We start from the raw sequence: 25,676 nt of genomic DNA, 5'->3' as shown, positions 1-25,676 counted from the left end.
CGTAAGCCGTTATTAGTTAATCAGTTAAAGCCGAACCCAAGGGTTCGGCTTTTTATTTTTTTGTTAAAGAAAACCTCAGATTGCCGATAAAGAGAGTAACCAGAAAGAGGACAACGCAACTTTATGACAATCACGGTGAATACGAACGTCTCGGCAATGACAGCGCAACGACACTTGTCGAAGGCGACCGATCTGCTGAATCAATCTCTGGAGAGACTCTCTTCAGGGAATCGTATTAATAGCGCTAAAGATGATGCAGCAGGGTTGCAGATTTCCAATCGCCTTGAGTCACAGATGAGAGGGTTAGATGTCGCTATGCGTAATGCCAATGACGGTATTTCGATTATGCAGACGGCAGAAGGTGCGATGAACGAAACCACCAACTTGCTTCAGCGTATGCGTGACCTCTCCCTTCAATCTGCGAATGGTTCAAACAGTCGAGCTGAGCGAGATGCCTTGCAAGAGGAAATGAGCGCTTTAAACGATGAATTGAACAGAATCGCCGAAACCACCTCTTTTGGTGGTCGAAAATTACTCAATGGTTCGTTTTCGTCTTCTTCTTTTCAAATTGGTGCCAGTTCAGGTGAAGCGGTACAAGTTTCACTCAAGAACATGCGTTCAGACAGTTTGGACATGGGTGGCTTCAGTTACATCGCAGCAGGTAAAGCAGACAGTAACTGGCAAGTGGCTCAGGGCAACAATAAATTGGTAATGCAATACACCAATGCTCAAGGTAAGCAAGAGACCATCAATATTACCGCTAAAGTGGGTGACGATATCGAGGAACTTGCCACTTATATCAATGGGCAAACCGATAAAGTCTCCGCGTCAGTCAATGAAGAAGGCCAACTGCAAATCTTTATGGCAGGTAAGCAAACTTCAGGAACCGTTTCTTTCTCAGGCAGCTTGGCAAACCAACTCAGCATGAATCTGGCTGGTTATGAAGCGGTTGATAATATTGATATCTCACAAGCAGGCGGTGCCCAACGCGCGGTATCGATTATTGATACCGCTTTAAAGTATGTTGATAGTCACCGTGCCGAACTCGGTGCAATGCAGAACCGTTTCAACCATGCGATTAATAATCTTTCCAACGTCAACGAGAATCTATCGGCTTCCAATAGCCGAATTAAAGATACTGACTACGCGAAAGAGACAACTCAAATGGTCAAGCAACAGATTTTACAACAAGTCAGTACGTCAATACTGGCTCAAGCTAAACAGCAGCCAAACTTGGCGCTGACGCTACTAGGCTGATTCTCAAAAAAAAGAGAATATTATCGACAGACCTAAATGAAGCTTTAGCGAAAAAATGACTTTTTTTACTCTTTTTATCTCTTAGTCACGTTTTTATTGCCAAATGTATTTTTTTTAAGAAAAAACCAAAAAAATACTCAAGGTTTTCGAAACCGCGCCGTTAATAAAAGTAACTTTTGAGAGAACTACAAACCTTGGTTTTCCGAGACGTCGGAAACCGGATACATCGGAAAATCAAACGGAGAAATCACCATGGCAGTGAATGTAAATACTAACGTAGCAGCAATGACAGCACAGCGTTACCTAAACAGCGCAAACAACGCACAACAAGTTTCAATGGAGCGTTTGTCATCTGGCTCAAAGATCAACAGCGCTAAAGACGACGCAGCGGGTCTACAAATCTCGAACCGCTTAAACGTTCAAAGCCGTGGTCTTGATGTTGCAGTACGTAACGCTAACGACGGTATCTCTATCGCGCAAACTGCTGAAGGTGCGATGAACGAGACAACGAACATCCTGCAACGTATGCGTGACCTATCGCTACAATCTGCGAACGGTTCAAACTCGAAATCAGAGCGTGTTGCAATCCAAGAAGAAGTGACAGCACTTAACGATGAACTAAATCGTATTGCTGAAACCACTTCATTCGGTGGTAACAAGCTACTAAACGGCACTTACGCGACTAAGTCATTCCAAATCGGTGCTGACAACGGTGAAGCAGTAATGCTAACTCTGAACGACATGCGCAGTGACAACATCGGCATGGGCGGTACTAGCTACCAAGCTGCGAACAGCAAAGATAAAGACTGGACTGTTCAAGCGGGTGCTAATGACCTAACAATCACACTGACTGAAAAAGACGGTGCTGAGCAGACAATCAACATTTCTGCTAAAGCTGGCGATGACATCGAAGAGCTAGCGACTTACATCAACGGTCAAACTGACATGGTTAAAGCGTCAGTAAACGAAGATGGTCAGCTACAAGTGTTCGCTGGTAACAACAAAGTTGAAGGCGCAGTAAGCTTTGCTGGCGGTCTAGCGGGTGAACTAAGCATGGGTGAAGGCAAAGCAGTAACCGTTGATACTATTGACGTAACATCTGTAGGTGGCGCGCAAGAATCTGTAGCGATTGTTGATGCAGCACTGAAATACGTAGATAGCCACCGTGCAGAACTTGGTGCGTTCCAAAACCGTTTCAACCACGCGATTAACAACTTAGACAACATCAACGAAAACGTGAATGCGTCTAAGAGCCGTATCAAAGATACAGACTTCGCTAAAGAGACAACTGCACTAACCAAGACTCAAATTCTGTCTCAAGCTTCAAGCTCTATCCTTGCACAGGCAAAACAGGCGCCAAACTCGGCACTAAGCCTACTAGGTTAATTGAGACCTTGATCAAAAAATCCAGCTTCGGCTGGATTTTTTTGTTTCTACTAACTTATTGATCTCTAAAGTAAATGTTACGTCGTGCGTTAAAAATTAAAAAAAAACGAAATTTATTTCTAAAGGTATTTTTTAGCGGGCCGTTAAAGGATTGAGAGAAATGAGATGTGTCAAAGCGAGGTGAGAGACGCTGAGATGCATCGCCCTAATGCCTAAGGAGATCAAATATGGCAATTAACGTAAACACGAACGTGTCTGCGATGACTGCTCAGCGCTACCTTAATGGTGCGACTGATGGCATGCAGAAATCGATGGAGCGTCTATCTTCGGGGTACAAAATTAACAGTGCCCGTGATGATGCTGCTGGACTACAAATCTCAAACCGCTTGAACTCGCAAAGCCGTGGCTTAGACATGGCCGTAAAAAATGCGAATGACGGTATCTCTATTGCACAGACAGCTGAAGGTGCGATGAATGAGACAACCAACATTCTGCAACGTATGCGTGATTTGGCACTTCAATCTTCGAATGGTTCTAACTCTCGTTCAGAGCGTATTGCTATTCAAGAAGAAGTAACCGCTCTTAACGACGAATTAAACCGAATTGCAGAAACGACCTCTTTTGGTGGTAATAAACTGCTTAACGGTACATTCGGCAGTCAATCTTTCCAAATTGGTGCGAGCTCAGGTGAAGCTGTTCAACTATCGATGGGGAATATGCGTTCTGACACCATAGATATGGGTGGTAAAGCGTACATTGCTCAAGATGGCAAAGCATCGGATTGGACCGTCTCTTCAGGAGCGACTGATCTTACCCTAGGTTATACTGATGTACATGGTGAGGCAAAAGAGCTCACGATTAATGCTAAAGCTGGCGACGATATGGAGCAGTTGGCAACATACATTAATGGTCAGAGTGAAGATGTAAAAGCTTCGGTAGGTGAAGAAGGTAAACTACAACTGTTTGCTGCTTCGAATAAGGTTGCCACAGATGTCACAATCGGTGGTGGTTTAGGTTCAGAAATCGGTTTCGGTGCTGCTCAAGAGAGAACAGTTGCCGATGTTGACGTTACTTCAGTAGCAGGTTCTCAGCTTGCTGTTTCTGTTATTGATGGCGCTTTGAAAACGGTTGACAGCCAACGTGCTGAACTGGGTGCATTCCAGAACCGTTTTGGACACGCGATCAGTAACCTAGACAACATCAATGAGAACGTTAATGCTTCTCGTAGCCGGATTGTTGATACAGACTATGCGAGAGAAACTACTGCGATGACTAAATCGCAAATTCTTCAGCAAGCGAGTACATCTGTCCTAGCGCAAGCTAAGCAGTCCCCATCGGCAGCACTTAGCTTATTAGGTTAATCGATAGGTTCGACAGGAGCTTATTGGTACAACATTATGTTGTGACCTGCTAAGGTGGAAGGGAGATCGTTATGGAAATACCATCCTACACATCGAACATCCAGCCTTATGGCTCAGAAAGTGGCACTAAACTTGCTTATAAGTACGATGGTGTACAGCAAGTTTCCTCGCAAAAGGAGCAGGTCTCTACAACTGAGGTAAGCGAAAAAGCGTCTCAAACTGTTGAAAAAGCCATCGAAGCCTCGCAAGAGAGGGAGAAGCTAAACAGGGCGGAGCGTGAAAGGATTGTTGAGCAGATGAATGATTTCATATCATCTATCAATAAGGGCTTATCCTTTAGGGTGGACGAAGAGTCCGGTAGAGATGTTGTAACGATATATGAAGCGGATACTGGTGATATTATTCGTCAGATACCCGATGAGGAAATGTTAGAGATCTTACGACGCCTAAGGGAACAGACGGCCCGATATTCATCGGGGCTTGTTAACCAAACGGTGTAATCGTACTTGAGGTGAGTGAATGAGTTTTGGCCCTATAGGCATGAATTCTGGCATGGATATCAATTCTATGGTCAGCAAAATTGTGGATTCAGAGCGTGTTCCTAAACAGCAACGTATCGACAGTGAGCGCACCCAAATTGATTCCAGTATCAGTGCTTATGGCCGGCTCAGAGAGTCGCTGGATACGATGAAAAACTTGATGGCGAGCTTTCGTCATGAGAAAGCTTTCGCCGCAAGAACAGTGGCGTCAACAGACGACACTGTCGTATCCGCGACGGCAACCACTGATGCTATCGCTGGTCGATATGCTATCGATGTGTTGCAACTTGCCCAAAGTCACAAAATTGCGTCTGATGTTTTGCCAGAAGATGCGAAATTTGGACCGGGCAAGTTGCAGATTTCACTGGGTGAAAAAAAATTCTCTATTGATGTACAAGAGAATTCTAAGCTCGTTGATATCGTTCGCGGTATCAACGGCAGTAAATCTAATCCGGGTGTCCGTGCGGCAATCATTAACGATGTCGATGGTCCCCGTCTTATTGTTGCCTCGAACGTATCCGGTGGCGACAATGAAATCTCAATGCAAGTGGATGCCCAGCCGGGTAACTCGCTCAAACAACTCGAATACAAAACGCTAGAGCAACGAGTCAAAGATCTTGAACGCGCACGTGCTGCGGCTCAAGAATTGATTGCCCCTCTCACTCCTGCAGAGAAAAAAGTTGCCGATAAAGTCGCTCAAAAAATCATCGACGCGGCAAAACTTGTCGATCAAGAGATTGCCGATACCACAAAGCAAGCGGCAATTAATGCAGATCCCAACGCAGCCAAAGAGGCCACGCCCGATAATGAAATGTCTAAAGCTGCAACGACAGCGGCAGCAAATGCGGGGATTGAGGCAAACAAGTATCTTAAACCAGAAGAGCGTATTCCTGGTTGGAGTGAAACCGCTTCGGGCACTTTGCTCGATTCTTACTGGGAACCAGAACCTCAACTAGATGCGAAAGCGAAAGAGAAAGCGCCAGACGTACCAGGCTGGTCAAACACGGCATCAGGAACCCTAACTGATTCGTACGTCACACCCAAAGAAGCCCAAGCTAAACTGGATGCAGAAAAAGCCCGTATAGAGAAAAAAGTGGCCGATGAACAGTCTGCACTGGCTCAGCGTGTTGCTTCTGGTGAGTTGACGCCTGAACAAGCAAAACAGATGGAGCGCGCCAAGTTGCCGCAGGAAGAGCGTGAGTACCTTGAGCGTATCGATCAAGCGCAAGCCGATCTCGAGGCAGCGCAGCGTTCATTTGATACTTATCGTGGTATGACGGAAGTACAGTCTGCGCAAGATGCAAAAGTGTTACTTGATGGCGTTGCTCAACTTTCCAGCAACAACAACATTATTGAAGATGCAATTGATGGTGTTGACCTGACTCTAAAAGGGCGAACTGAAAAAGGTAAGCCGATTTCCGAAATCGATATTGAGTATGACCGACAAGGCGTACGTGAAGATATTGAACAGTTCGTCGCTGCTTACAATCAGTTCTATCAAGTGACGAAGGAGTTATCGGGTGTTGATCCTCGGACTGGAATGGCAGGGCCGCTGGCTGGTGATAGTATTGTCCGTAGCGCAGATTCGCGTTTAAAAGCCGTATTCTCTTCACGTGTCGAGCCAGCCCCAGAGGATTTAAAAACCCTTACCGAATTTGGCATTACGACGACCAGACAGGGTAATTTGGAAATCAACTACGATATGTTAGATCGTCAGTTGAACAATAACTTTAATAAGCTCGAAGAATTTTTTGGCGGTAATCAGGGGTTCGCTAAGAAAGTCGAGGATGCGATTCAAGGTCTGACTGGCGTTACTGGTTCGATTCGTAATCGCGAGCGCAGTATGGTTGAGCGTACTTACCGACTACAAGATGACCAAGCGGCACTTGACCGTCGAATGGATAACTTGGAAAAACGCACTCATGCCAAATTTACGGCAATGCAAGATGCGACCAGTAAGATGCAGTCTCAATTAGCGGGGATGATGAATGCCCTCGGATAGAGACTTTGAGCAACGGCTCAATGAATTATGTGAAGTTGATCAAATAATTAGTGAAGCCCTTACAGCGATTGAACTATCGACTGAAGAAATCGTTAAGCTGGTCGATATAAGGGAACAGATATTGCAAAGTTTATTGGCAGCGATTCATTCGTCTCCAGAACTTGCCAAGTTACAACAGTGGTACGACGCGGTTGAAAGAACGCAAACTGTTGTAGAGTTAATGAGTAGTAAAACTGCTGAACTAGGTGTGGCGCTGCAAAAGTATCGTCACGGTAAACGATCAGTTCAGCAGTATCAAAAATTTTTATAAACTTAAGAGGGTTGTCATGCGTGGTTCATTACAGGCTTACAAGAAGGTATCGGTTGATAGCCAGCTCAGTGCGGCCTCCCCGCATAAAATTGTTCAAATGCTAATGGCTGGCGCTATTGAACGTTTGATTCAAGGCAAAGCGGCGATGCAAGCGGGCAATATTCCTGTCAAAGGCGAGCGCCTAGGTAAAGCGCTGGACATCATTATCAGCCTGCGTAGCTGTCTTTCTATGGATGACGGTGGGGACATTGCTCAAAACCTAGATCAGCTCTATGAGTTTATGATCACTCAGATCACAGATGCGAATCATCGCAATGATCCACAGCCGATTGATGATGTGATTGAAATCATAAGAGAAATTAAATCCGCATGGGATCAGATTCCGAACGAATATCACAACCTCACCGCGGGTGACGTCGGAATCTAGCGTTAAGCGAATGTTTGCATACATTTTGTATAGAAATGTGTGATGAATGAAATATTATGACTGATTAGCTTTTGGTTGAACGCCACATCAAGTAATTGCTTTGTTGCCTTATTTTTTTTATCAAATAGAATAGAAGTTACTAACGGGTCAGTGGCTTTTTTTGTTGCTGATATTTGTCAATTGTCTGATGTATCTGATCTATAGTTACAAATGACGTTAGAAATAATTATCCAGCCACAACGTTTTACAATAAAGGCAAACAATCTCACCTATGCAAGGTTTAACGAAACTACTTGTGATTGAAGATGATGTGCAAGCACGTATCAATCTAAGTAATATTTTAGAATTTGTTGGAGAACAGTGTGAGGCCATCAGTTCTGATCAACTCGATGATCTGGATTGGTCACGAGTGTGGGCTGGCTGTATTCTAGGTTCTCTTAACGACAAGAAGTTATCTACCAAGCTGAGTGACAAGCTATCCAAGGCCAACCATATACCGTTGCTGATTGCAGGAAAGCATTCCTATCCAGTAGAAGACCTGACAAATTATGTCGGTGATCTGGAGTATCCCCTAAATTATCCGCAATTAAGTGAAGCCCTACGCCACTGTAAAGATTTTCTTGGTCGTAAAGGGGTTAATGTACCTTCTTCGTCACGTAAAAATACACTTTTCCGCAGTTTGGTCGGCCAAAGTCATGGCATCAAAGAGATTAGATACCTTATAGAGCAAGTCTCAGGTACTGAAGCTAACGTATTGATCCTCGGCGAGTCTGGTACTGGCAAAGAGGTGGTGGCGCGCAATATCCATTACCATTCAGCACGTAGAAACGGACCATTTGTACCGATTAACTGTGGTGCTATTCCGCCAGACTTATTGGAAAGCGAATTATTCGGTCATGAGAAAGGGGCGTTTACTGGTGCGATTACATCACGTAAAGGCCGTTTTGAACTTGCTGAAGGTGGAACCCTGTTTTTGGATGAAATTGGCGATATGCCAATGCCTATGCAGGTTAAGCTGTTACGTGTACTTCAAGAGCGTTGTTTCGAACGCGTTGGCGGTAACACGACGATTCGTGTGGATGTGCGCATTATTGCTGCAACTCATCGTGATCTCGATACGATGATCAATGATGAGTCTTTCCGTGAAGACCTCTACTACCGACTCAATGTTTTTCCTATTGAGATGCCAGCGTTACGCGACAGAAAAGATGACATTCCGCTGTTGTTGCAAGAGTTGATGACTCGAATGGAGTCTGAAGGCGCTCAACCTATCTGCTTTACGCCTCGCTCGATTAATTCACTAATGGAACATGAGTGGCCAGGCAACGTACGCGAATTGGCAAATCTAGTTGAACGTATGATTATTCTCTATCCAAATAGTTTGGTTGATGTGAATCATTTACCAACTAAATATCGATACAGCGATATTCCAGAGTTCCAGCCAGAGTACAACAAGATGGATTCGGTTGAAGAGCTAGAACGCGATGCGCTACAGGATATCTTTACTGAAGGTTTTAGTTTTGAATCCAATGACTTATTCCACGACCACGAAAACGCGCCACAAAGTTTACCGCCAGAAGGTGTGAACTTGAAAGAGATGCTTGCAGATCTTGAAGTTAATATGATTAACCAAGCGTTAGAAGCACAAGGTGGTGTTGTGGCACGAGCTGCGGATATGCTCGGCATGCGTCGCACGACTTTGGTTGAGAAAATGAGAAAGTACAATCTACAGCGTTAGTAACGTTTAACTATTGACTGTCAAATTTTCGACCTGATGTTAAGTTGTTGAAAAATATATAAAATAGCCTGGCTTGCTTTTTGCACGGTAGGCTATTGTAGTTTTTAAGGCAGAAATACGTCATGCATCCAACTTCTTCAACGGATAATCCAATGCCGTTGGGCACATTAGAACAACAAGTCGAACGCTACCAGCAGGTACTCGATGTTATGCCGGCGGGCGTGATCTTGCTCGATACTCAGGGCGTGGTTCAGGAAGCTAACCCTGAAGCGCAAAGATTGTTAGAGCTTTCACTGGTTGGTGACAAGTGGTTTGAAGTCATTCAACAGGCGTTTGCGCCACGCGAAGATGATGGTCATGAAATATCGCTGCGAAACGGGCGCAAAGTGAGATTAGCGATCTCCGCATCCGCAACGGGGCAGCTCATTCTGATCACTGATTTGACTGAAACGCGTTTATTGCAGGCGCGTGTCAGTGATCTGCAACGACTCTCTTCTTTGGGACGTATGGTTGCATCTCTGGCACATCAGGTTCGGACACCACTTTCCAGCGCGATGCTCTATGCCTCTAACCTCGCGGCGCCCAATTTGCCTCCAGCAACCAAAGAACGCTTTCAGAGCAAGCTGATGGATAGGCTTCATGACTTAGAAAAACAAGTCAATGATATGTTGCTGTTTGCAAAAGGTGGAGATAATAAGGTTGTTAAACCGTTTACGATTGAACAACTTGTTAGCGAGTTCTCACCTATGGTTGAGACTGCACTTAAAAACAACCAAATCGATTATTATCTTGAAGTCGAGCAAGAGCAGACTCAGTTGTTGGGGAATGCGAACGCGATTGCATCCGCGCTGAGCAATTTGGTCATGAATGCGATTCAGATTGCCGGAAAACAGTCACAGGTCGATGTATTTTTCAGACCTGTGAATGGTGAGCTCAAAATTTCAGTTCAGGACAGTGGCCCTGGAGTGCCGAAAGAGCTGCAAAACAAGATAATGGAACCTTTCTTCACCACTCGTTCTCAGGGAACGGGACTTGGGTTGGCTGTCGTACAAATGGTATGTCGTGCTCATGATGGAAGGTTAGAACTTATTTCAGAACAGGGTGACGGGGCGTGTTTTACTATGTGTATCCCGCTTAACGAAAACTCGAATGCTGACCAACAAGCTATGACTGGAGAAAGATAATGGCTCAAAGTAAGGTACTGATTGTAGAAGATGATGAAGGCCTACGCGAAGCACTGGTCGATACGCTAGCTTTAGCTGGCTATGAGTGGCTTGAAGCGGACAGCGCCGAGGATGCCCTAGTTAAGCTCAAATCTAATAATGTCGACATTGTTGTCTCTGATGTTCAAATGGCTGGCATGGGTGGCTTGGCTTTGTTAAGAAGCATTAAGCAGCACAGGCCAAATCTTCCTGTGTTGTTGATGACGGCTTATGCCAACATTGAAGATGCCGTTTCAGCGATGAAAGACGGTGCGATCGACTACATGGCGAAACCTTTTGCGCCAGAGGTACTACTTAATATGGTCAGCCGTTACGCGCCGGTTAAATCCGACGATAACGGTGATGCCGTGGTGGCTGACGAGAAAAGCATCAAGCTGCTGGCATTAGCCGATAAAGTTGCTAAAACCGACGCAAGTGTGATGGTTCTGGGGCCAAGTGGCTCAGGTAAAGAAGTCATGTCACGCTATATTCACAATGCTTCTCTTCGCAAAGATGGCCCTTTTGTCGCAATAAACTGTGCGGCTATTCCAGATAACATGCTGGAAGCGACCCTTTTTGGTTATGAAAAAGGCGCGTTTACTGGGGCGGTACAGGCGTGCCCGGGTAAATTCGAACAGGCGCAAGGTGGAACCATTTTACTTGATGAAATCAGCGAAATGGATCTTAGCCTGCAAGCGAAGCTATTGCGTGTTCTTCAAGAAAGAGAAGTTGAACGTCTGGGTAGCCGTAAGAGCATAAAGCTGGATGTTCGTGTGCTGGCAACCAGTAACCGAGATTTAAAAAGCTACGTCCAAGAAGGCAACTTCCGTGAAGATTTATACTACCGTCTTAACGTGTTCCCAATCGCATGGCCAGCACTGTGTGAACGTCCGGGAGATATCGAGCCGTTGTCAAAGCATCTGATTGAGCGACATTGCCAGAAATTGGGTATGCCAGTACCGACTTTGAGTGCAAGCGCGACGGATAAATTGATGTCTTATTCATGGCCAGGGAATGTTCGTGAACTGGATAACGTGATGCAGCGAGCTTTGATATTAAGCGACAACGCTGTCATCGACAGTGAACAAATTCTGTTAGAAGGGCTTGATTGGCAAGATGCGTCGAGTCTGCAAGTGGCCGTTGAAACAGGTGTGTGTCAAGTTCCAGATGTTAAACCGGTTGCAGAGGAGACCAGCAGTTTGGCGTCTGGCTCTGGTTTAGGTGGCGAACTGCGTGATCAGGAATATGCGATTATTCTTGAGATATTAGAAGAGTGTAACGGCCGTCGAAAAGAAATGGCTGAAAAATTAGGCATTAGTCCACGAACTTTGCGCTACAAGTTAGCAAAAATGCGTGATGCCGGGATTGATATTCCGAACTAACGTGCTATTTTTTGTCAGTCGAATTGACGTGGCACGAGGATTGCAGCGTCATAAGTCCAGCACTATGTTTAGTCAAAGAGTTGACTACTGAGGTTTTGATGAGAATTGATGGTTTTCAAAGCGAAATGCAAGCGATGATGTTTGAAGCGGGCGGCACAAAGCCAGCGGCGACAGGGCAAACTGTAAGCGCAGACTTTGGGCAAATGCTGAATAGTGCCATCAATAACGTCAATGGCCTTTCTAAGACATCTAGTGATTTGCAAATGCGATTTGATCGCGGTGATGCAGATGTGTCTTTGTCTGATGTAATGATCGCTAGAAACAAATCTAGCGTTGCATTCGATGCGACAATTCAAGTACGCAACAAGCTGGTTGAAGCGTACAAAGAATTGATGAATATGCCGGTTTAAGTTTTAGGTAAAGTCTGTGGCAGAGCAAAATCAATCAACCGATCTGGCGTTATCTGATAGCAGTGCTGACAGCACTATGTTAAGTACGTCTGATCTCGATACGGGTATTCAAAACCCAGATTTGGATGAGAAAAGCAGTTCTAAATTTGACATGGCTGTCGGTGATTTAGACCTGCTTCGTCAAGTTGTTCTCGTTCTGTCGATATCGATTTGTGTCGCTTTGATTGTGATGCTGTTTTTCTGGGTTAAAGAGCCAGAAATGCGTCCACTAGGCGTTTATGAAACGGAAGAACTGATCCCAATTCTTGACTACCTAGATCAGCAAAAACTCGATTACCAATTAGATGGCAACACCATTTTAGTTCCTACGAGTGATTTTAACTCGCTTAAACTGGGTATGGTCAGAGCCGGTCTTAACCAAGAGAAACAGGCAGGCGATGACATCTTGCTGCAAGACATGGGTTTTGGGGTTTCTCAGCGCTTAGAACAAGAACGCTTAAAGCTAAGCCGTGAACGTCAGCTATCTAAGGCGATAGAAGAGATGAAACAAGTGCGCAAAGCACGAGTTCTACTGGCGTTACCGAAACAAAGCGTATTTGTTCGACACAATCAAGAAGCGTCAGCTTCAGTATTCCTTACTCTCAAAACCGGAGCTAACCTCAAGCAAGAAGAGGTAGACTCTGTAGTAGACATGGTTTCAAGTGCTGTTCCTGGTATGAAACCGAACCGCATTACGGTTACCGATCAACATGGCCGCCTGTTAAGTTCAGGTAGCCAAGACCCTGCATCGTCTGCGCGTCGCAAAGAACATGAACTTGAGCGTAAACAAGAACAGGCTCTGCGCGATAAAATTGATTCGGTTCTTATCCCAATTCTTGGTTTTGGTAACTATACCGCCCAAGTGGATATCGAGCTTGATTTCAGTGCTGTAGAGCAGACTCGTAAGAGCTTTGACCCTAATACCCCATCGACTCGTAGCGAGTACACGCTCGAAGACTACAATAATGGCAACGTCGTCGCGGGTGTCCCTGGTGCTTTAAGTAATCAGCCGCCAGCGGATGCATCAATTCCTCAAGATGTAGCCCAGATGAAAGATGGCACAACGCTTGGTCAAGGGTCAGTCCACAAAGAAGCAACTCGTAACTTTGAACTGGATACCACCATAAGTCATGAACGTCGTCAGACTGGAGTGGTCAATCGTCAGACAGTTGCTGTGGCGATTAAAAATCGCTCAGTGGTCAATCCCGACACAGGGGAAACCAGTTACCAACCAATCTCAGACGCTGAGCTAAACTCTATTAGACAGATTCTGATAGGTACGGTTGGCTATAGCGATGCTCGTGGAGACTTACTAAATGTCTTGAGTATGCAGTTTGCTGAACCAGAAACAGAAACCATCGCAGATGTGCCAATTTGGGAACATCCTAACTTTAATGACTGGATTCGTTGGTTCGCAAGTGCGTTGGTAATCATTGTGGTGGTGTTAGTCCTTGTCCGCCCAGCAATGAAAAAACTGCTCAACCCTGCGTCTGATGATGACGATCAACTATACGGACCGGATGGTCTACCTATTGGGGTTGATGGCGAAACCAGCTTAATCGGCGGTGACTTAGATGGTGGTGAGTTGTTTGAGTTTGGCTCAAGCATAGACTTACCTAACCTACACAAAGATGAAGATGTGCTGAAAGCGGTACGTGCTCTAGTAGCAAACGAGCCTGAGCTAGCGGCACAAGTAGTGAAGAATTGGATGCAAGATGCCTAACGAAATAGTTCCACAGGAAGTAGGCGGTGAGGTAGCAGAAAACACCGTGGATATATCAACCATCCCGGGCGAAGAGCGCGCGGCGATTCTATTACTCAGTCTGAATGAGGAAGACGCTGCGGGTATTATTCGCCATCTAGAACCCAAGCAAGTTCAACGAGTGGGTAGCGCTATGGCGCGAGCTTCCGACCTAAGTCAAGATAAGGTGGGCGCCGTTCACCGCGCTTTCTTGGAAGATATTCAGAAGTACACCAACATTGGTATGGGCAGCGAAGACTTTATGCGTAATGCATTAGTGGCCGCCTTAGGTGAAGACAAAGCGAATAACCTTGTTGACCAAATCCTGCTGGGTACCGGTTCTAAAGGTCTTGATTCATTGAAATGGATGGACCCACGTCAGGTGGCGAGCATTATTATCAATGAGCACCCCCAAATTCAAACGATTGTACTTTCGTATCTTGAGCCAGATCAGTCCGCTGAGATTCTTTCTCAGTTTGCAGAGCGTGACCGCCTAGACCTTATGATGCGTATCGCCAACCTTGAAGAAGTTCAGCCTTCCGCGCTAGCAGAACTGAACGAAATCATGGAGAAACAGTTCGCAGGTCAAGCGGGTGCTCAAGCTGCCAAGATTGGTGGCCTGAAGGCAGCTGCCGAAATCATGAACTACATGGACAACAACATCGAAGGTGTCTTGATGGATCAAATTCGCGATCAAGACGAAGATATGGCGACTCAGATTCAAGATCTGATGTTTGTCTTCGAAAACCTTATCGAAGTCGACGACCAAGGTATCCAGAAACTATTGCGCGACGTTCCACAGGATGCGCTTCAGCGTGCGCTTAAAGGTGCCGATGATGCCTTGCGTGAGAAGATCTTCAAGAACATGTCTAAGCGTGCTGCTGAGATGATGCGTGATGACCTTGAAGCAATGCCACCAATTAAAGTGTCTGACGTTGAAGCAGCGCAGAAAGAAATTCTGGCTATCGCCCGACGCATGGCTGACTCTGGTGAGATCATGCTGGGTGGTGGTGCCGACGAGTTCTTATAATTTAAGTAAGTAGGGTGCCTATGTCTGGGGAACGAAAACGCGGCTTTTTACGTCTTGATAACGACGATTTGGTAGAAAAACCAGAGCGATGGGGTATGCCTGATTACACGGCGCAAACCCATAAACAGGCGAAAGAGACAGCGATGAATTACGATCCTAGCTGGATGCCTATTGCTGAGCCTGTTGCCGATGAGACGCCGAAAGCGCTAACCGAAGAAGAGATCGAATTGATCAAGCAGCAAGCTTATCAGGAAGGTCTGCACCAAGGCCAAGAAGCGGGCTTCAAGCAAGGCTATGATAAAGGCAAAGAGCAGGGCTTACAGGAAGGTCATCAGGAAGGTCTTGAAGCTGGAAAAATTGAAGGTGTTGCCGCTGGACAAGAGTTTATTCAGCAGCAAGTGGAAACCTTTATTGGCTTAGCCAACCAGTTTGCTCAACCATTGGAGCTGATGAATGCTCAGGTGGAAAAGCAATTGGTCGACATGGTACTTATGCTTGTCAAAGAAGTGGTTCACGTTGAAGTTCAGACTAATCCTCAGGTCATCCTCGATACCATTAAGCAATCGGTAGAATCTCTACCGATATCTGGCCATGCCATCACCTTAAAACTCCACCCAGATGATGTCGATATCATTCGTTCTTCTTACGGAGAGGAACAACTGAGTTTTCGCAATTGGACTTTAATGAGCGAACCTGCTCTCAATCGTGGTGATGTTCAGATTGAGGCTGGGGAGTCGAGTGTTAATTATCGTCTTGAAGATCGCATTCGCAGCGTAATTCAAAGCTTCTGTGGGGTGAATCGCCACCAAGGTGGTGAGTAGTGCTGGCTCTTGCAGAACGCCTATCTCAATACAAAACCAAAGGTCTGACTTGTCGTCCGGTTGCGTCAGGTAAGTTGGTGCGAGTGGTTGGCCTGACGCTGGAAGCTACCGGATGCAGAGCGCCAATTGGGAGCTTATGTAAAGTTGAGACCATGCACGGCGAAATGGAAGCCGAGGTAGTGGGCTTCTCAGGTGACAATCTCTTCTTGATGCCTAGCGAGCAGATCACAGGTGTGCTCCCTGGTGCTAAAGTGACACCGATGACGAGCGAAACGGGTCTGCCAGTTGGGATGGAGTTGCTCGGTCGGGTTATTGACGGTGTAGGTAACCCACTGGATGGTTTAGGGCCGATCTACACCGAAAAACGCGCCTCCTTCAATGCGGATCCCATTAACCCATTAGCACGTAAACCGATTTCTGAACCTCTTGATGTCGGCATCAAAGCCATTAATGGATTACTCACCGTTGGTAAAGGCCAGCGTATCGGTCTATTTGCAGGTTCCGGTGTCGGTAAGTCGGTGACACTAGGCATGATGACGCGAGGCACAACGGCTCAAGTTGTCGTCGTGGGCTTGATTGGTGAGCGTGGACGAGAAGTTAAAGAATTCATCGAAGAAATCCTCGGTGTCGATGGTCGACAGCGCTCTGTCGTTGTCGCCGCGCCAGCCGACTCGTCTCCACTAATGCGTTTGAAAGGGTGTCAGACCGCGCTAACCATTGCTGAGTACTTTCGTGATCAGGGCTTAGACGTCCTGTTGCTGATGGACTCACTAACCCGTTTCGCGCAGGCACAACGTGAAATCGCTTTATCGGTAGGAGAACCTCCGGCAACCAAAGGTTATCCGCCTTCCGTGTTTGCCAAATTACCTGCTTTGGTAGAGCGAGCGGGTAACGGTAGTCCGGAGCAAGGCTCGATTACCGCATTCTTTACCGTTCTGACCGAAGGGGACGACTTGCAAGATCCAATCGCAGACGCCTCACGAGCCATTTTGGATGGTCACGTGGTGTTGTCGCGTGAGATGGCGGACGCAGGGCACTACCCCGCGATTGATGTTGAAAAATCGGTCAGTCGAGTAATGCCACAGATCACCTCCGAAGAACATGTCCTAATGTCGAAAGCGGTGCGCCAAGTTCTCTCTATCTGTCGTAAGAATCAAGACCTAGTATCGATTGGTGCATACAAGCCGGGTACCGATCCGGCGATTGATGGTGCGTTCACTCTCAAGCCTAAGCTTGATATTTACTTGCAACAAACAATGAAAGAGACCGTACCTTATGACATGTGTATCAATATGCTACGTGGTCTGCTGCAGGGTGATTAACGCTTATGGATAATGCACTGGAGTTTTTGTTAGAGCAGGCCAAAGAGCGCGAAAACCAAGCAGTATTGGCGTTAAACCAAGCTCGCAATGAGCTTGAAAGCTACTATCAGCAGCTCGAGCAAATTGAAAAGTATCGCCTTGATTACTGTCAGCAGTTGGTTGACCGTGGACAACAAGGTTTGACCGCTAGTCAGTACTCGCATTTAAACCGTTTTTTAACCACTTTAGATGAGACCTTGTCTAAGCAGAAGCAAGCCGAGTCGCATTTCAAAGGCCAGGTTAATAACTGCGAGCATAACTGGTTAGAGAGCCGAAAGCAGCGTCGTTCATACGAGTGGCTTATTGAGAAAAAACAAACCGAAAAGCAGCGTCTGCAAAATATCAGGGAGCAAAAGCAGATGGATGAATTTTCTACCCTTCAGTACTCACGTCGAATTTCTAACTAACCTCTCACTTCTGTGAGCGAAGTCATTCTTTGATTATCGTTGGCGTGTTTCTTGCAAATATCTATTCCAACTTGTATGCAATGAATCGGCGTCTTTGCCGCGTAGAGCCTTCTCGGCGTGAAGCAACTGAGAGTGAACCTGGTATGAATATCAATTTATCATCGGTATCGGAAAGTCCAAAAGTGACTAAGACCACCACTGACGGTGGTGACGCGAGTGTCGAAAGCTCCGAGTCTGGCGGTTTCTTTGCCAAATTAGCGGCGTTAATAAAAGGTGAGACTAGCACCAAAGAGAGCGCAGGTAAGGTAGAGGGTGCAGAGGCCAGTGCCGAGCAAGCATCGGTATCTAAAGGTGAGTCGGGCGTTAGCGACGTAAAAGCGCAAGCGACAGAGAGCCAAAGTGTCGATGAACTTCTCGTGTCTGATGAAAGTGAGGCGGAAGACGCTGACACAGCTACGGTCACGAAAGACGTTGCTCAAAGTGCCAAGCCTGAGATCTCACAACAAGACGAAAACTCTCATTCAGCGGCGAAAATTGTCTCTGAAAATGACGAAGTATTGCAGCGACTTGATACTGCGAATAAAGCGCTACAACCGGCTGACGGCAAAGAGTTGCCACAGGATCAGATTGATACTCAACACCATGTCTCACAAAAAATCTCGGCTGAAGAAGAGCAACAAAACGTCTCTTCTGACGCCACTAAAGTGACTGCAACTGACAGCCAGTCTAGACAAGAGATAGCCCCGAGTGGTGAACCAACCTCAAAAGTCAGTGACAGTGATAGCCTAAAGCAGCAAGTTGTTATGAAGGCGGATGGGGAAGACGTTATCGTACCCGCTTCAGCACAAAAATTTATTCAGCAAGACAGTCAGGTGGTTGCTGACGAAGAGAACAGCAGTCAGTTGGCGCAACAAGCCGCAGTGTTAAGTGCCTCTGTTGCAAAGGTTAACAAAGACAACGCGTTACCACAGGAAACGGCAGAACTGTCCGAGGTTGCCCTTGATGGGACAGCGCTCAGCGCAGAAGTCACGACGAAACAGAGCCCAGCAGACGGCTCTGAAGAAGAAAATGATGCCTCAGCTAATGATGTGGGGCTAGCGGCAGGGGCTATTGCCGCTAGCACAGTGGCGGCGACCAAGGTGACAGATAAGCCAAGTAAATCTTTAGCCACCGCACTAGACAGTGCACAGCCAAGCAACCAAGTGATGATGTCTGCGAGTGATGTGGCAAGTGAGGCACCGGCGGATGTAACCATTGCTGCCGCGGCCGTTACGGCAGGGGCGATTCCTTGGGCTTCCACCAATGAACCCGCGTTAACTGATGAAGTGTCGATCAAGCCAGAAACGCCACCAAAAGCGCAACAAGCGGCGGTGGCTCAGTCGGTTCATCAGGCACTTACCACACAGCAAGCTCAAGCCCAAATGGCCCAGACAGCGGCACAAATGTCGCAACAACAATCCGCTGTTTCTGCCATGCCAACGGACTTGATGGTAAGCCAGATGCAACAAGTGGCAGCAACGCCTCACGCGGCGCTTACACAGGATCAGGCAGTGCTTAAAGCGGCACTGGGTGCAAAAACGGCAGGTTCGCTCGGTAAGCTAGTCGGCGGTAAAGATGGTGGTCAGCCCGCCTCGGAGTCGAGTTCGGCTTTTGCTCAGCAACTCGCGCAGGCATCGGGGCAGCAAGGCCCTAACTCGTTAGGTCAGATACGCGCAGAGCAAGCGGCGGCACAAGTGCCATTGCAACTGACGCGAGAAATGGCTGGAGAACAAGTGGCAGAGCGAGTTCAGATGATGATGTCGAAAAACCTAAAGAACATCGACATTCGCTTAGATCCTCCTGAGTTGGGTCGTATGCAAATTCGTATGAATATGAATGGAGATGCGGCCACGGTTCATTTTACCGTCGCCAATCAGCAAGCTCGCGATGTGATTGAACAATCAATGCCAAGATTACGTGAGATGCTTGCCCAGCAGGGTGTACAATTAGGTGACAGCTCAGTTCAGCAGCAGGCTTCCGGTCAGCAGCAGAGACGCTATGCAGATAACGGACAGGGTAATTCTGGTCAGGGAAGCAGCGGTCAGGGCTTGTTTGGTGAAGAAAACCTTGAACCAGACATCAATCTTGATTTGAATGTCGCTGCAAAGCGTGATGGAATTAGCTATTACGCTTAAACTGTAAAAAACAAAGAGATAGAGAATGTTAAGTTATGGCAGTTGAAGAAATCGAAACGGAAGCGCCCAAAGGCAAAGGTAAGCTGATCATTATCATCATTGCTGCCGTGGTGTTACTCGCGGGTGGCGGTGGTGCTGCATTTTTCTTGATGGGTTCGGATGATTCTGCGGAAACCGCTCAGACGCCCCTGCCGCAAGTGGCTGCGCCTGTCGATCCAGTCGCATACGTTAATATTCCCCAACCGTTTTTATTTAATGTCACAGGCGACAAAAAAGATCGCTTAGTACAGATTAAGGTACAGTTGATGGTTCGTGGCTCAGAGAACGAAAATCTCGCCCGCTACCACTCTCCTCTGATTGAAAGTTCATTATTGAGTACGTTTGCGTCGGCGACCGTTGATCAATTGCGTACTGCCAATGGCCGTATCGAACTGCGAGAAAAAGCGACCGACGACATTAAAGCAAGCTTGAATCGCGCGGTAGGTCAACCAGTGATTGAGCGTGTGCTATTTACCGATTTTGTAATGCAGTAGGTGATGCGTGACTGATCTATTAAGCCAAGACGAAATTGATGCCCTGCTCCACGGAGTCGATGACGTTGATGATACAGAAGACGAGTCGCCCGAGTCGGATGCCAGTGCTGTAGACTTCGACTTCTCCTCGCAAGACCGCATTGTTCGTGGTCGTATGCCAACGCTCGAATTGATCAATGAGCGTTTTGCCCGCCATTTGCGGATTAGTCTGTTTAATATGCTAAGGAAGACGGCAGAAGTCTCTATCAATGGCGTTCAGATGATGAAGTTTGGTGAGTACCAAAATACGCTGTATGTGCCTACCAGCCTTAATATGGTGCGCTTTAGACCGTTGAAAGGTACGGCTCTGGTTACCATGGAAGCACGTCTAGTCTTCATTCTAGTAGAAAACTTTTTTGGGGGTGATGGCCGCTTCCATGCCCGTATCGAAGGTCGAGAGTTTACACCGACCGAGCGTCGAATTGTGCAGCTATTGCTGAAGATCGTTTTTGAAGATTACAAAGAAGCTTGGTCTCCAGTTATGGGAGTCGAGTTTGAATACCTCGATTCGGAAGTGAACCCGAGTATGGCTAACATTGTTAGCCCGACAGAGGTGATAGTCGTCAGTTCATTTCATATTGAGGTTGACGGTGGTGGTGGTGATTTCCACGTGGTTATGCCGTACTCTATGGTTGAGCCAATTCGTGAGTTGCTCGATGCCGGTGTTCAGTCTGACAAAATGGAAACAGACGTTCGTTGGAGCACGGCGCTTCGTGAGGAAATCATGGGTGTGCCAGTCAACCTCCGTGTCGATTTACTAGAGCAAGATATCTCATTGCGTGACTTGATGGAGCTACAACCGGGTGACATCATTCCGATCAATATGCCAGAACATGCTGTGATGTTTGTTGAAGAACTGCCAACATTCCGAGTGAAAATGGGGCGCTCAGGTGAGAAATTGGCAGTTCAGGTATCAGAGAAAATTAAACGCCCTGATGTGGTTAAAACGGATATCGCCTTCCTCGGAAAAGATGTTATTTCTGAGTTAGAAGAAGACGATGGCGAAATCGAAGATTAAGAGAATAAATAGGTAACAGGTATGGAACCGAGTGAAGACCAAAAACTGGCGGACGAATGGGCTGCGGCGTTAGGTGAAGATCCGAATGCGCCAGATATTGATGTAGATGAAGTGATGTCTGCTCAGCTTGATGAGCTAAAGGACACTTCTTCGCCGATCTCAGACGATGAGCGTCGCAAGCTGGATACGATCTTAGATATACCAGTGACGATTTCCATGGAAGTGGGTCGCTCTCAAATCAGTATTCGTAACTTACTCCAGTTAAACCAAGGTTCGGTTGTTGAGCTAGAGCGCTTGGCGGGTGAGTCATTAGATGTACTGGTGAATGGCACCCTAATTGCGCACGGTGAAGTGGTTGTGGTTAACGATAAGTTTGGTATTCGTTTGACCGACGTAATCAGTCAGACAGAGCGTATCAAGAAACTACGATAATGTTAGGTAACGTATGACTTTCAAAGTTAGAGAGTACTTACTTTACTCTCTCAGTGTACTTTCTCCTTCCACACTGGCTGCCGCTCCAGGCAGCCAACTAGACTGGGCGACCACTTTTGGGTCGCTCGTGTTCGTTGTGGCCTTTATTTTGTTGCTAGCTTGGCTATTAAAACGCATGCGAGTCCCCGCATTGATCAATCAGAAAGGTCTGAGCGTTGTGCACCAAATTGCGGTTGGGCATCGAGAAAGGATTGTGATTGTTCAAGCGGGTGAAGAGCAGTTTTTAGTGGGGGTGACGCCTCAATCGATTCAACTTATCTCAAAGCTGGATAAACCTTTGTCTCAGGAGGAGATGGCTAACGGTCCGTTTGCAAGTCAACTGACTCAGCTGTTGAAGAAGAATGATAAAAACAACTAATTTGGCGACCATTGTTCTGACGTTTGTACTGACCCTTTTTTCTGGGTTAGCGTTAGCGCAGCAAGAGATAGATACCTCGGCTCCTGCCAATATCGCTCCGAGTGACTCGGTGACCGTAACGGCAATGGAAAAAGAGCAGGGCGCGTCTAAAACCATCTCAACCGGAAGTTTTACGGGAGGTGGTGGCGGAATTCCAGCCTTTACCATGACCACCAATGCGGATGGCAGCGAAGACTACTCAATCAACTTGCAAATCTTAGCGTTGATGACCATGCTCGGCTTCCTGCCAGCCATGGTTATTTTGATGACGTCGTTTACGCGTATTGTTGTGGTGATGTCTATTTTGCGTCAGGCCATGGGTTTGCAACAGACACCATCGAACCAAGTGATCATAGGTATCGCCATCTTCCTAACCTTCTTCATCATGTCTCCAGTATTGAGCAAGATTAATGATGATGCGATTCAGCCGTACATCAATGAGCAGATAACCGCGCGACAAGCGTTTGACTTGGCTCAAACGCCAATGAAAGACTTTATGCTCAAGCAGACTCGAGTAAAGGACTTAGAAACCTTCGTCAATATTTCTGGTTCGACAGCGACAGCGCCGGAAGATGTGTCAATGGCGGTATTAATCCCAGCTTTCATCACCTCAGAACTCAAAACTGCATTCCAAATTGGTTTTATGCTGTTCTTACCGTTCTTAATCATTGACCTTGTGGTGGCTTCGGTTCTGATGGCAATGGGTATGATGATGCTGTCGCCAATGATTGTATCGTTACCTTTTAAATTGATGCTGTTCGTGCTGGTCGACGGCTGGAACCTGATATTGTCGACGTTAGCCGGCAGTTTCGCTTTGTGACGGGAGGAAGCCAATGACTCCTGAAATGTTTGTTGAGCTGTTTCGTGAATCGCTATGGATGGTTCTCATCATGGTGTGTGTGATCATTATTCCCAGTCTACTGATTGGTTTAGTGGTCGCTATCTTTCAAGCCGCAACGTCCATTAACGAACAAACACTGAGCTTCTTGCCACGTTTGATTGTTACACTGCTGGCTTTGATGCTGTTTGCTCACTGGATGACGCAGATGCTGATGGAGTTTTTCTTTAGCATGATCGAGCGTTTACCCCAAGTTCTCTACTAGGTTTGACTATGGAGTATCCGCCTAGCCTAGTTTTAGATTGGATCGCCAATTACTTTTGGCCTTATACCCGCATTGCTGCCATGCTGATGGTGATGTCGGTGACGGGAGCGCGATTCGTGTCTACTCGAGTACGTCTCTACCTAGGTTTAGCGATCACTTTTGCGGTGATGCCAGCCATCCCCGCGGTACCAGACAATATTGAACTAGTCTCTTTTGCGGGTTTTATGACTTTGCTAGAACAGGTCATTATCGGTGTCGCGATGGGGACTGTGACCCAATTTATGATTCAAACCTTTGTTATTCTTGGTCAGATCCTCGGTATGCAGGCGAGTTTGGGTTTTGCCTCAATGGTTGACCCAGCGAACGGTCAAAATACCCCATTGCTTGGTCAATTGTTTATGTTCCTTGCAACCATGTTTTTCCTCGCGACCGATGGTCATCTCAAAATGATAATGCTAGTGGTGATGAGTTTTAAATCCATCCCAATTGGAACGGGTTCATTAACGACTGTGGATTTTAGAGAACTGGCGTTATGGCTTGGAATCATGTTTAAAGTCGCGCTGAGTATGTCATTGTCTGGAATTATTGCGTTGCTAACGATCAACTTATCCTTCGGCGTGATGACACGTGCTGCCCCGCAGTTGAATATTTTCTCGCTCGGCTTCGCTTTTGCTTTGATGGTGGGTCTATTGCTTTGTTGGTACATCATCGCCGGACTCTACAACCACTATGAGCTATTCTGGTTACAAGGTGAACAGCAGATCTGTTCCTTTATCAGGCTGAATTGTTAGGAGGCTGAATGGCAGAGTCAGACGGTCAAGAACGCACAGAAGACGCCACGCCCAGGCGCTTGCAACAGGCTCGAGAAAAAGGGCAGGTTGCAAGGTCTAAAGAATTGGCGTCGGTTTCAGTACTGGTAATTGGTTCAGTTGCACTGATGTGGTTTGGAGAGAGCTTAGCTCGCGCTCTATTAAATGCTATGGGGCGGTTGTTTACTTTGTCACGTGAAGAGATATTTGATCAGGTTAAGCTGTTCGATATTGCGCTCGGATCATTGTCGAATCTGATTCTTCCCCTTCTGTTGATCCTGATAACACTATTTGTGGCTGCGCTGGCTGGAGCCGCTGGGGTCGGTGGCATTAACTTTTCAGTTGAAGCGGCGATGCCGAAGTGGTCGAAGATGAATCCACTGAGTGGCCTCAAACGAATGGTCGGCCTGCAAAGCTGGGTAGAACTGATTAAGTCTATTCTCAAAGTAGCTTTAGTGTCTGGGATGGCCTTTTATCTCATTAATGCCGCCAAAGAAGATTTGTTCCAACTCAGTATGGATGTTTACCCACAGAACATCTTTCACGCGCTCGATATCCTGCTTAATTTTATATTGCTGATTAGCTGTACCTTGTTGCTGGTGGTAGCGATCGATATCCCATTTCAGATTTGGCAACACGCCAACCAACTTAAAATGACCAAGCAAGAGGTTAAAGACGAGTACAAGGAAACAGAGGGTAAGCCTGAAGTGAAAGGCCGTATTCGTATGCTCCAGCGTGAAGCTGCTCAACGACGTATGATGGCCGAAGTGCCTCAGGCTGATGTAATCATCACCAACCCGGAGCATTTCTCCGTGGCATTGCGATATAAACAAGATAGTGACCGAGCGCCAATCGTTGTGGCGAAAGGTACGGATCACATGGCGCTCAAGATTCGTGAAGTGGCACGTGAACACGACATCTACGTGATTCCTGCGCCGTCTCTTGCACGTGCTCTATACCATTCAACCGAATTAGAGCAGGAAATACCGGATGGCTTGTTTACTGCGGTGGCACAAATTCTTGCCTATGTATTCCAATTGAAACAGTATCGAAAACGTGGTGGACAAAGGCCAAATCTTAAAACCTCCGAGCTACCTATTCCTCCAGAACTGAGAAAATAGCAGGTTAGAAGCAACGGGCTATTTTTCGGGTATAGAAAGGAGTACCAACAGAGCGCCATCTCCACCGAACTCGAGTGGAGCCTGATGGAAAGCCATCACATCTGGGTGCTGAGCGAGCCATAGTGGTGCTTTTTGTTTGAGTATGTGTTTACCGATGCCGTGTTGAACACACGCACAGGAAATTTCGTTCTTTATACAGTAGGCGATCATCGCCCCCAGTTCGCGTTTGGCTTCCTGTTGATTCATGCCGTGCATATCGAGAAAAACGTCAGGGACATAAACGCCTCGACGTAGTCTTTTTACTTCATACTGCGACACGTCATCGCGAGCATAACGCGTTGGTCCTTCTTCATTCAAAAGTGGAACAAACTCGTCAGAGAAATAGAACTCAGCATCGCTCGCTTCTCTAGAAGTTCGCTTAATTTCTTTTTGCTTAGTATTTTTTTTTGGCTGCTGGACTATGGTATCCTGTGACAACTTTTTTACGCCTTGTACTGCATCCCTAAAAAGGGCGAAGTCATCATCCATATCGGTGTCTTTTTTGCTCATGGGATTATTCATTAATACTTTAAAATGT

Annotated in this window: 26 protein-coding genes; 25 read left to right on the top strand and 1 reads right to left on the bottom strand. The window is 46.6% G+C overall.

The window, feature by feature from the left end; translation table 11 throughout:
- Positions 1–123 precede the first annotated feature (123 nt).
- The 25 genes from QTN94_RS07815 to flhB all read left to right on the top strand — a co-directional run bounded on the left by QTN94_RS07815 (position 124) and on the right by flhB (position 25,099).
- Positions 124–1,257, top strand: a complete 1,134-nt coding sequence (locus QTN94_RS07815) for a flagellin (protein WP_331427361.1) — start codon at positions 124–126, stop codon at positions 1,255–1,257.
- A 252-nt stretch (positions 1,258–1,509) separates the two neighbouring features.
- Positions 1,510–2,643, top strand: coding sequence for a flagellin (locus QTN94_RS07810; protein ID WP_269377876.1), 1,134 nt, complete (start codon positions 1,510–1,512; stop codon positions 2,641–2,643).
- Between the two features lie 227 nt (positions 2,644–2,870).
- The gene (locus QTN94_RS07805) at positions 2,871–4,004 is read left to right on the top strand and encodes a flagellin (RefSeq protein WP_331416432.1); all 1,134 of its coding nucleotides are present in this window, start codon (positions 2,871–2,873) and stop codon (positions 4,002–4,004) included.
- Between the two features lie 71 nt (positions 4,005–4,075).
- Complete coding sequence (gene flaG / locus QTN94_RS07800; protein ID WP_331427360.1) at positions 4,076–4,504, top strand: flagellar protein FlaG; 429 nt, start codon at positions 4,076–4,078, stop codon at positions 4,502–4,504.
- A gap of 19 nt (positions 4,505–4,523) precedes the next feature.
- Complete coding sequence (fliD, locus tag QTN94_RS07795; protein WP_331427359.1) at positions 4,524–6,545, top strand: flagellar filament capping protein FliD; 2,022 nt, start codon at positions 4,524–4,526, stop codon at positions 6,543–6,545.
- Positions 6,532–6,855: a flagellar protein FliT gene (locus QTN94_RS07790; RefSeq protein WP_331427358.1), complete on the top strand. Its 324-nt coding sequence runs from the start codon at positions 6,532–6,534 to the stop codon at positions 6,853–6,855. The genes fliD and QTN94_RS07790 overlap by 14 nt, the downstream gene beginning before the upstream one ends.
- Positions 6,856–6,871: 16 nt before the next feature.
- Positions 6,872–7,282 (top strand): flagellar export chaperone FliS, encoded by a 411-nt coding sequence (gene fliS, locus QTN94_RS07785; protein WP_138973737.1) that lies wholly within the window; start codon positions 6,872–6,874, stop codon positions 7,280–7,282.
- Between the two features lie 271 nt (positions 7,283–7,553).
- Positions 7,554–9,020 (top strand): sigma-54 dependent transcriptional regulator, encoded by a 1,467-nt coding sequence (locus QTN94_RS07780; protein ID WP_331427357.1) that lies wholly within the window; start codon positions 7,554–7,556, stop codon positions 9,018–9,020.
- Between the two features lie 122 nt (positions 9,021–9,142).
- Complete coding sequence (locus tag QTN94_RS07775) at positions 9,143–10,204, top strand: sensor histidine kinase (RefSeq protein WP_138973739.1); 1,062 nt, start codon at positions 9,143–9,145, stop codon at positions 10,202–10,204.
- Complete coding sequence (locus QTN94_RS07770; protein WP_331427356.1) at positions 10,204–11,604, top strand: sigma-54-dependent transcriptional regulator; 1,401 nt, start codon at positions 10,204–10,206, stop codon at positions 11,602–11,604. Before QTN94_RS07775 ends, QTN94_RS07770 begins: the two co-directional genes overlap by 1 nt.
- Positions 11,605–11,702: 98 nt before the next feature.
- The gene (gene fliE / locus QTN94_RS07765) at positions 11,703–12,014 is read left to right on the top strand and encodes a flagellar hook-basal body complex protein FliE (RefSeq protein WP_269377868.1); all 312 of its coding nucleotides are present in this window, start codon (positions 11,703–11,705) and stop codon (positions 12,012–12,014) included.
- A 16-nt stretch (positions 12,015–12,030) separates the two neighbouring features.
- A complete protein-coding gene (gene fliF, locus QTN94_RS07760) occupies positions 12,031–13,776 on the top strand; it encodes a flagellar basal-body MS-ring/collar protein FliF (protein WP_331427355.1) in 1,746 nt (581 codons plus the stop codon).
- Positions 13,769–14,824, top strand: coding sequence for a flagellar motor switch protein FliG (gene fliG / locus QTN94_RS07755; protein ID WP_331416427.1), 1,056 nt, complete (start codon positions 13,769–13,771; stop codon positions 14,822–14,824). Before fliF ends, fliG begins: the two co-directional genes overlap by 8 nt.
- A 20-nt stretch (positions 14,825–14,844) precedes the next feature.
- On the top strand, positions 14,845–15,645 hold the full coding sequence (gene fliH / locus QTN94_RS07750; RefSeq protein WP_331416426.1) for a flagellar assembly protein FliH: 801 nt from the start codon (positions 14,845–14,847) through the stop codon (positions 15,643–15,645).
- Positions 15,645–16,967: a flagellar protein export ATPase FliI gene (fliI, locus tag QTN94_RS07745; protein ID WP_138973745.1), complete on the top strand. Its 1,323-nt coding sequence runs from the start codon at positions 15,645–15,647 to the stop codon at positions 16,965–16,967. Before fliH ends, fliI begins: the two co-directional genes overlap by 1 nt.
- A 5-nt stretch (positions 16,968–16,972) precedes the next feature.
- Positions 16,973–17,413 (top strand): flagellar export protein FliJ, encoded by a 441-nt coding sequence (gene fliJ, locus QTN94_RS07740; RefSeq protein WP_138973746.1) that lies wholly within the window; start codon positions 16,973–16,975, stop codon positions 17,411–17,413.
- Positions 17,414–17,556: 143 nt separating this feature from the next.
- Positions 17,557–19,587: a flagellar hook-length control protein FliK gene (locus tag QTN94_RS07735; RefSeq protein WP_331427354.1), complete on the top strand. Its 2,031-nt coding sequence runs from the start codon at positions 17,557–17,559 to the stop codon at positions 19,585–19,587.
- Between the two features lie 35 nt (positions 19,588–19,622).
- Positions 19,623–20,120: a flagellar basal body-associated protein FliL gene (fliL, locus tag QTN94_RS07730; protein ID WP_331427353.1), complete on the top strand. Its 498-nt coding sequence runs from the start codon at positions 19,623–19,625 to the stop codon at positions 20,118–20,120.
- 7 nt (positions 20,121–20,127) lie between these two features.
- Positions 20,128–21,177 carry a flagellar motor switch protein FliM gene (fliM, locus tag QTN94_RS07725; protein ID WP_331427352.1) on the top strand — a complete coding sequence of 350 codons (1,050 nt, stop codon included), beginning with the start codon at positions 20,128–20,130 and terminating at the stop codon, positions 21,175–21,177.
- A 21-nt stretch (positions 21,178–21,198) separates the two neighbouring features.
- Positions 21,199–21,609 carry a flagellar motor switch protein FliN gene (fliN, locus tag QTN94_RS07720; RefSeq protein ID WP_331416421.1) on the top strand — a complete coding sequence of 137 codons (411 nt, stop codon included), beginning with the start codon at positions 21,199–21,201 and terminating at the stop codon, positions 21,607–21,609.
- Positions 21,610–21,622: 13 nt separating this feature from the next.
- A complete protein-coding gene (fliO, locus tag QTN94_RS07715) occupies positions 21,623–22,027 on the top strand; it encodes a flagellar biosynthetic protein FliO (RefSeq protein WP_331427351.1) in 405 nt (134 codons plus the stop codon).
- Positions 22,011–22,886, top strand: a complete 876-nt coding sequence (gene fliP / locus QTN94_RS07710; RefSeq protein ID WP_331427350.1) for a flagellar type III secretion system pore protein FliP — start codon at positions 22,011–22,013, stop codon at positions 22,884–22,886. The genes fliO and fliP overlap by 17 nt, the downstream gene beginning before the upstream one ends.
- Before the next feature lie 13 nt (positions 22,887–22,899).
- A complete protein-coding gene (gene fliQ / locus QTN94_RS07705; protein WP_331427349.1) occupies positions 22,900–23,169 on the top strand; it encodes a flagellar biosynthesis protein FliQ in 270 nt (89 codons plus the stop codon).
- Positions 23,170–23,177: 8 nt separating this feature from the next.
- Positions 23,178–23,960 (top strand): flagellar biosynthetic protein FliR, encoded by a 783-nt coding sequence (gene fliR / locus QTN94_RS07700; RefSeq protein ID WP_331427348.1) that lies wholly within the window; start codon positions 23,178–23,180, stop codon positions 23,958–23,960.
- An 8-nt stretch (positions 23,961–23,968) separates the two neighbouring features.
- Positions 23,969–25,099 (top strand): flagellar biosynthesis protein FlhB, encoded by a 1,131-nt coding sequence (gene flhB / locus QTN94_RS07695; protein WP_331427347.1) that lies wholly within the window; start codon positions 23,969–23,971, stop codon positions 25,097–25,099.
- An 18-nt stretch (positions 25,100–25,117) separates the two neighbouring features.
- Here the strand turns inward: flhB and smrB are convergent, their stop codons facing one another.
- Positions 25,118–25,648 carry an endonuclease SmrB gene (gene smrB, locus QTN94_RS07690; protein WP_269377856.1) on the bottom strand — a complete coding sequence of 177 codons (531 nt, stop codon included), beginning with the start codon at positions 25,646–25,648 and terminating at the stop codon, positions 25,118–25,120.
- Positions 25,649–25,676 lie beyond the last annotated feature (28 nt).

Source organism: Vibrio sp. M250220 (assembly GCF_036533795.1).
Lineage (GTDB): Bacteria > Pseudomonadota > Gammaproteobacteria > Enterobacterales > Vibrionaceae > Vibrio.
This window is presented reverse-complemented; position numbering and strand designations above follow the sequence as displayed.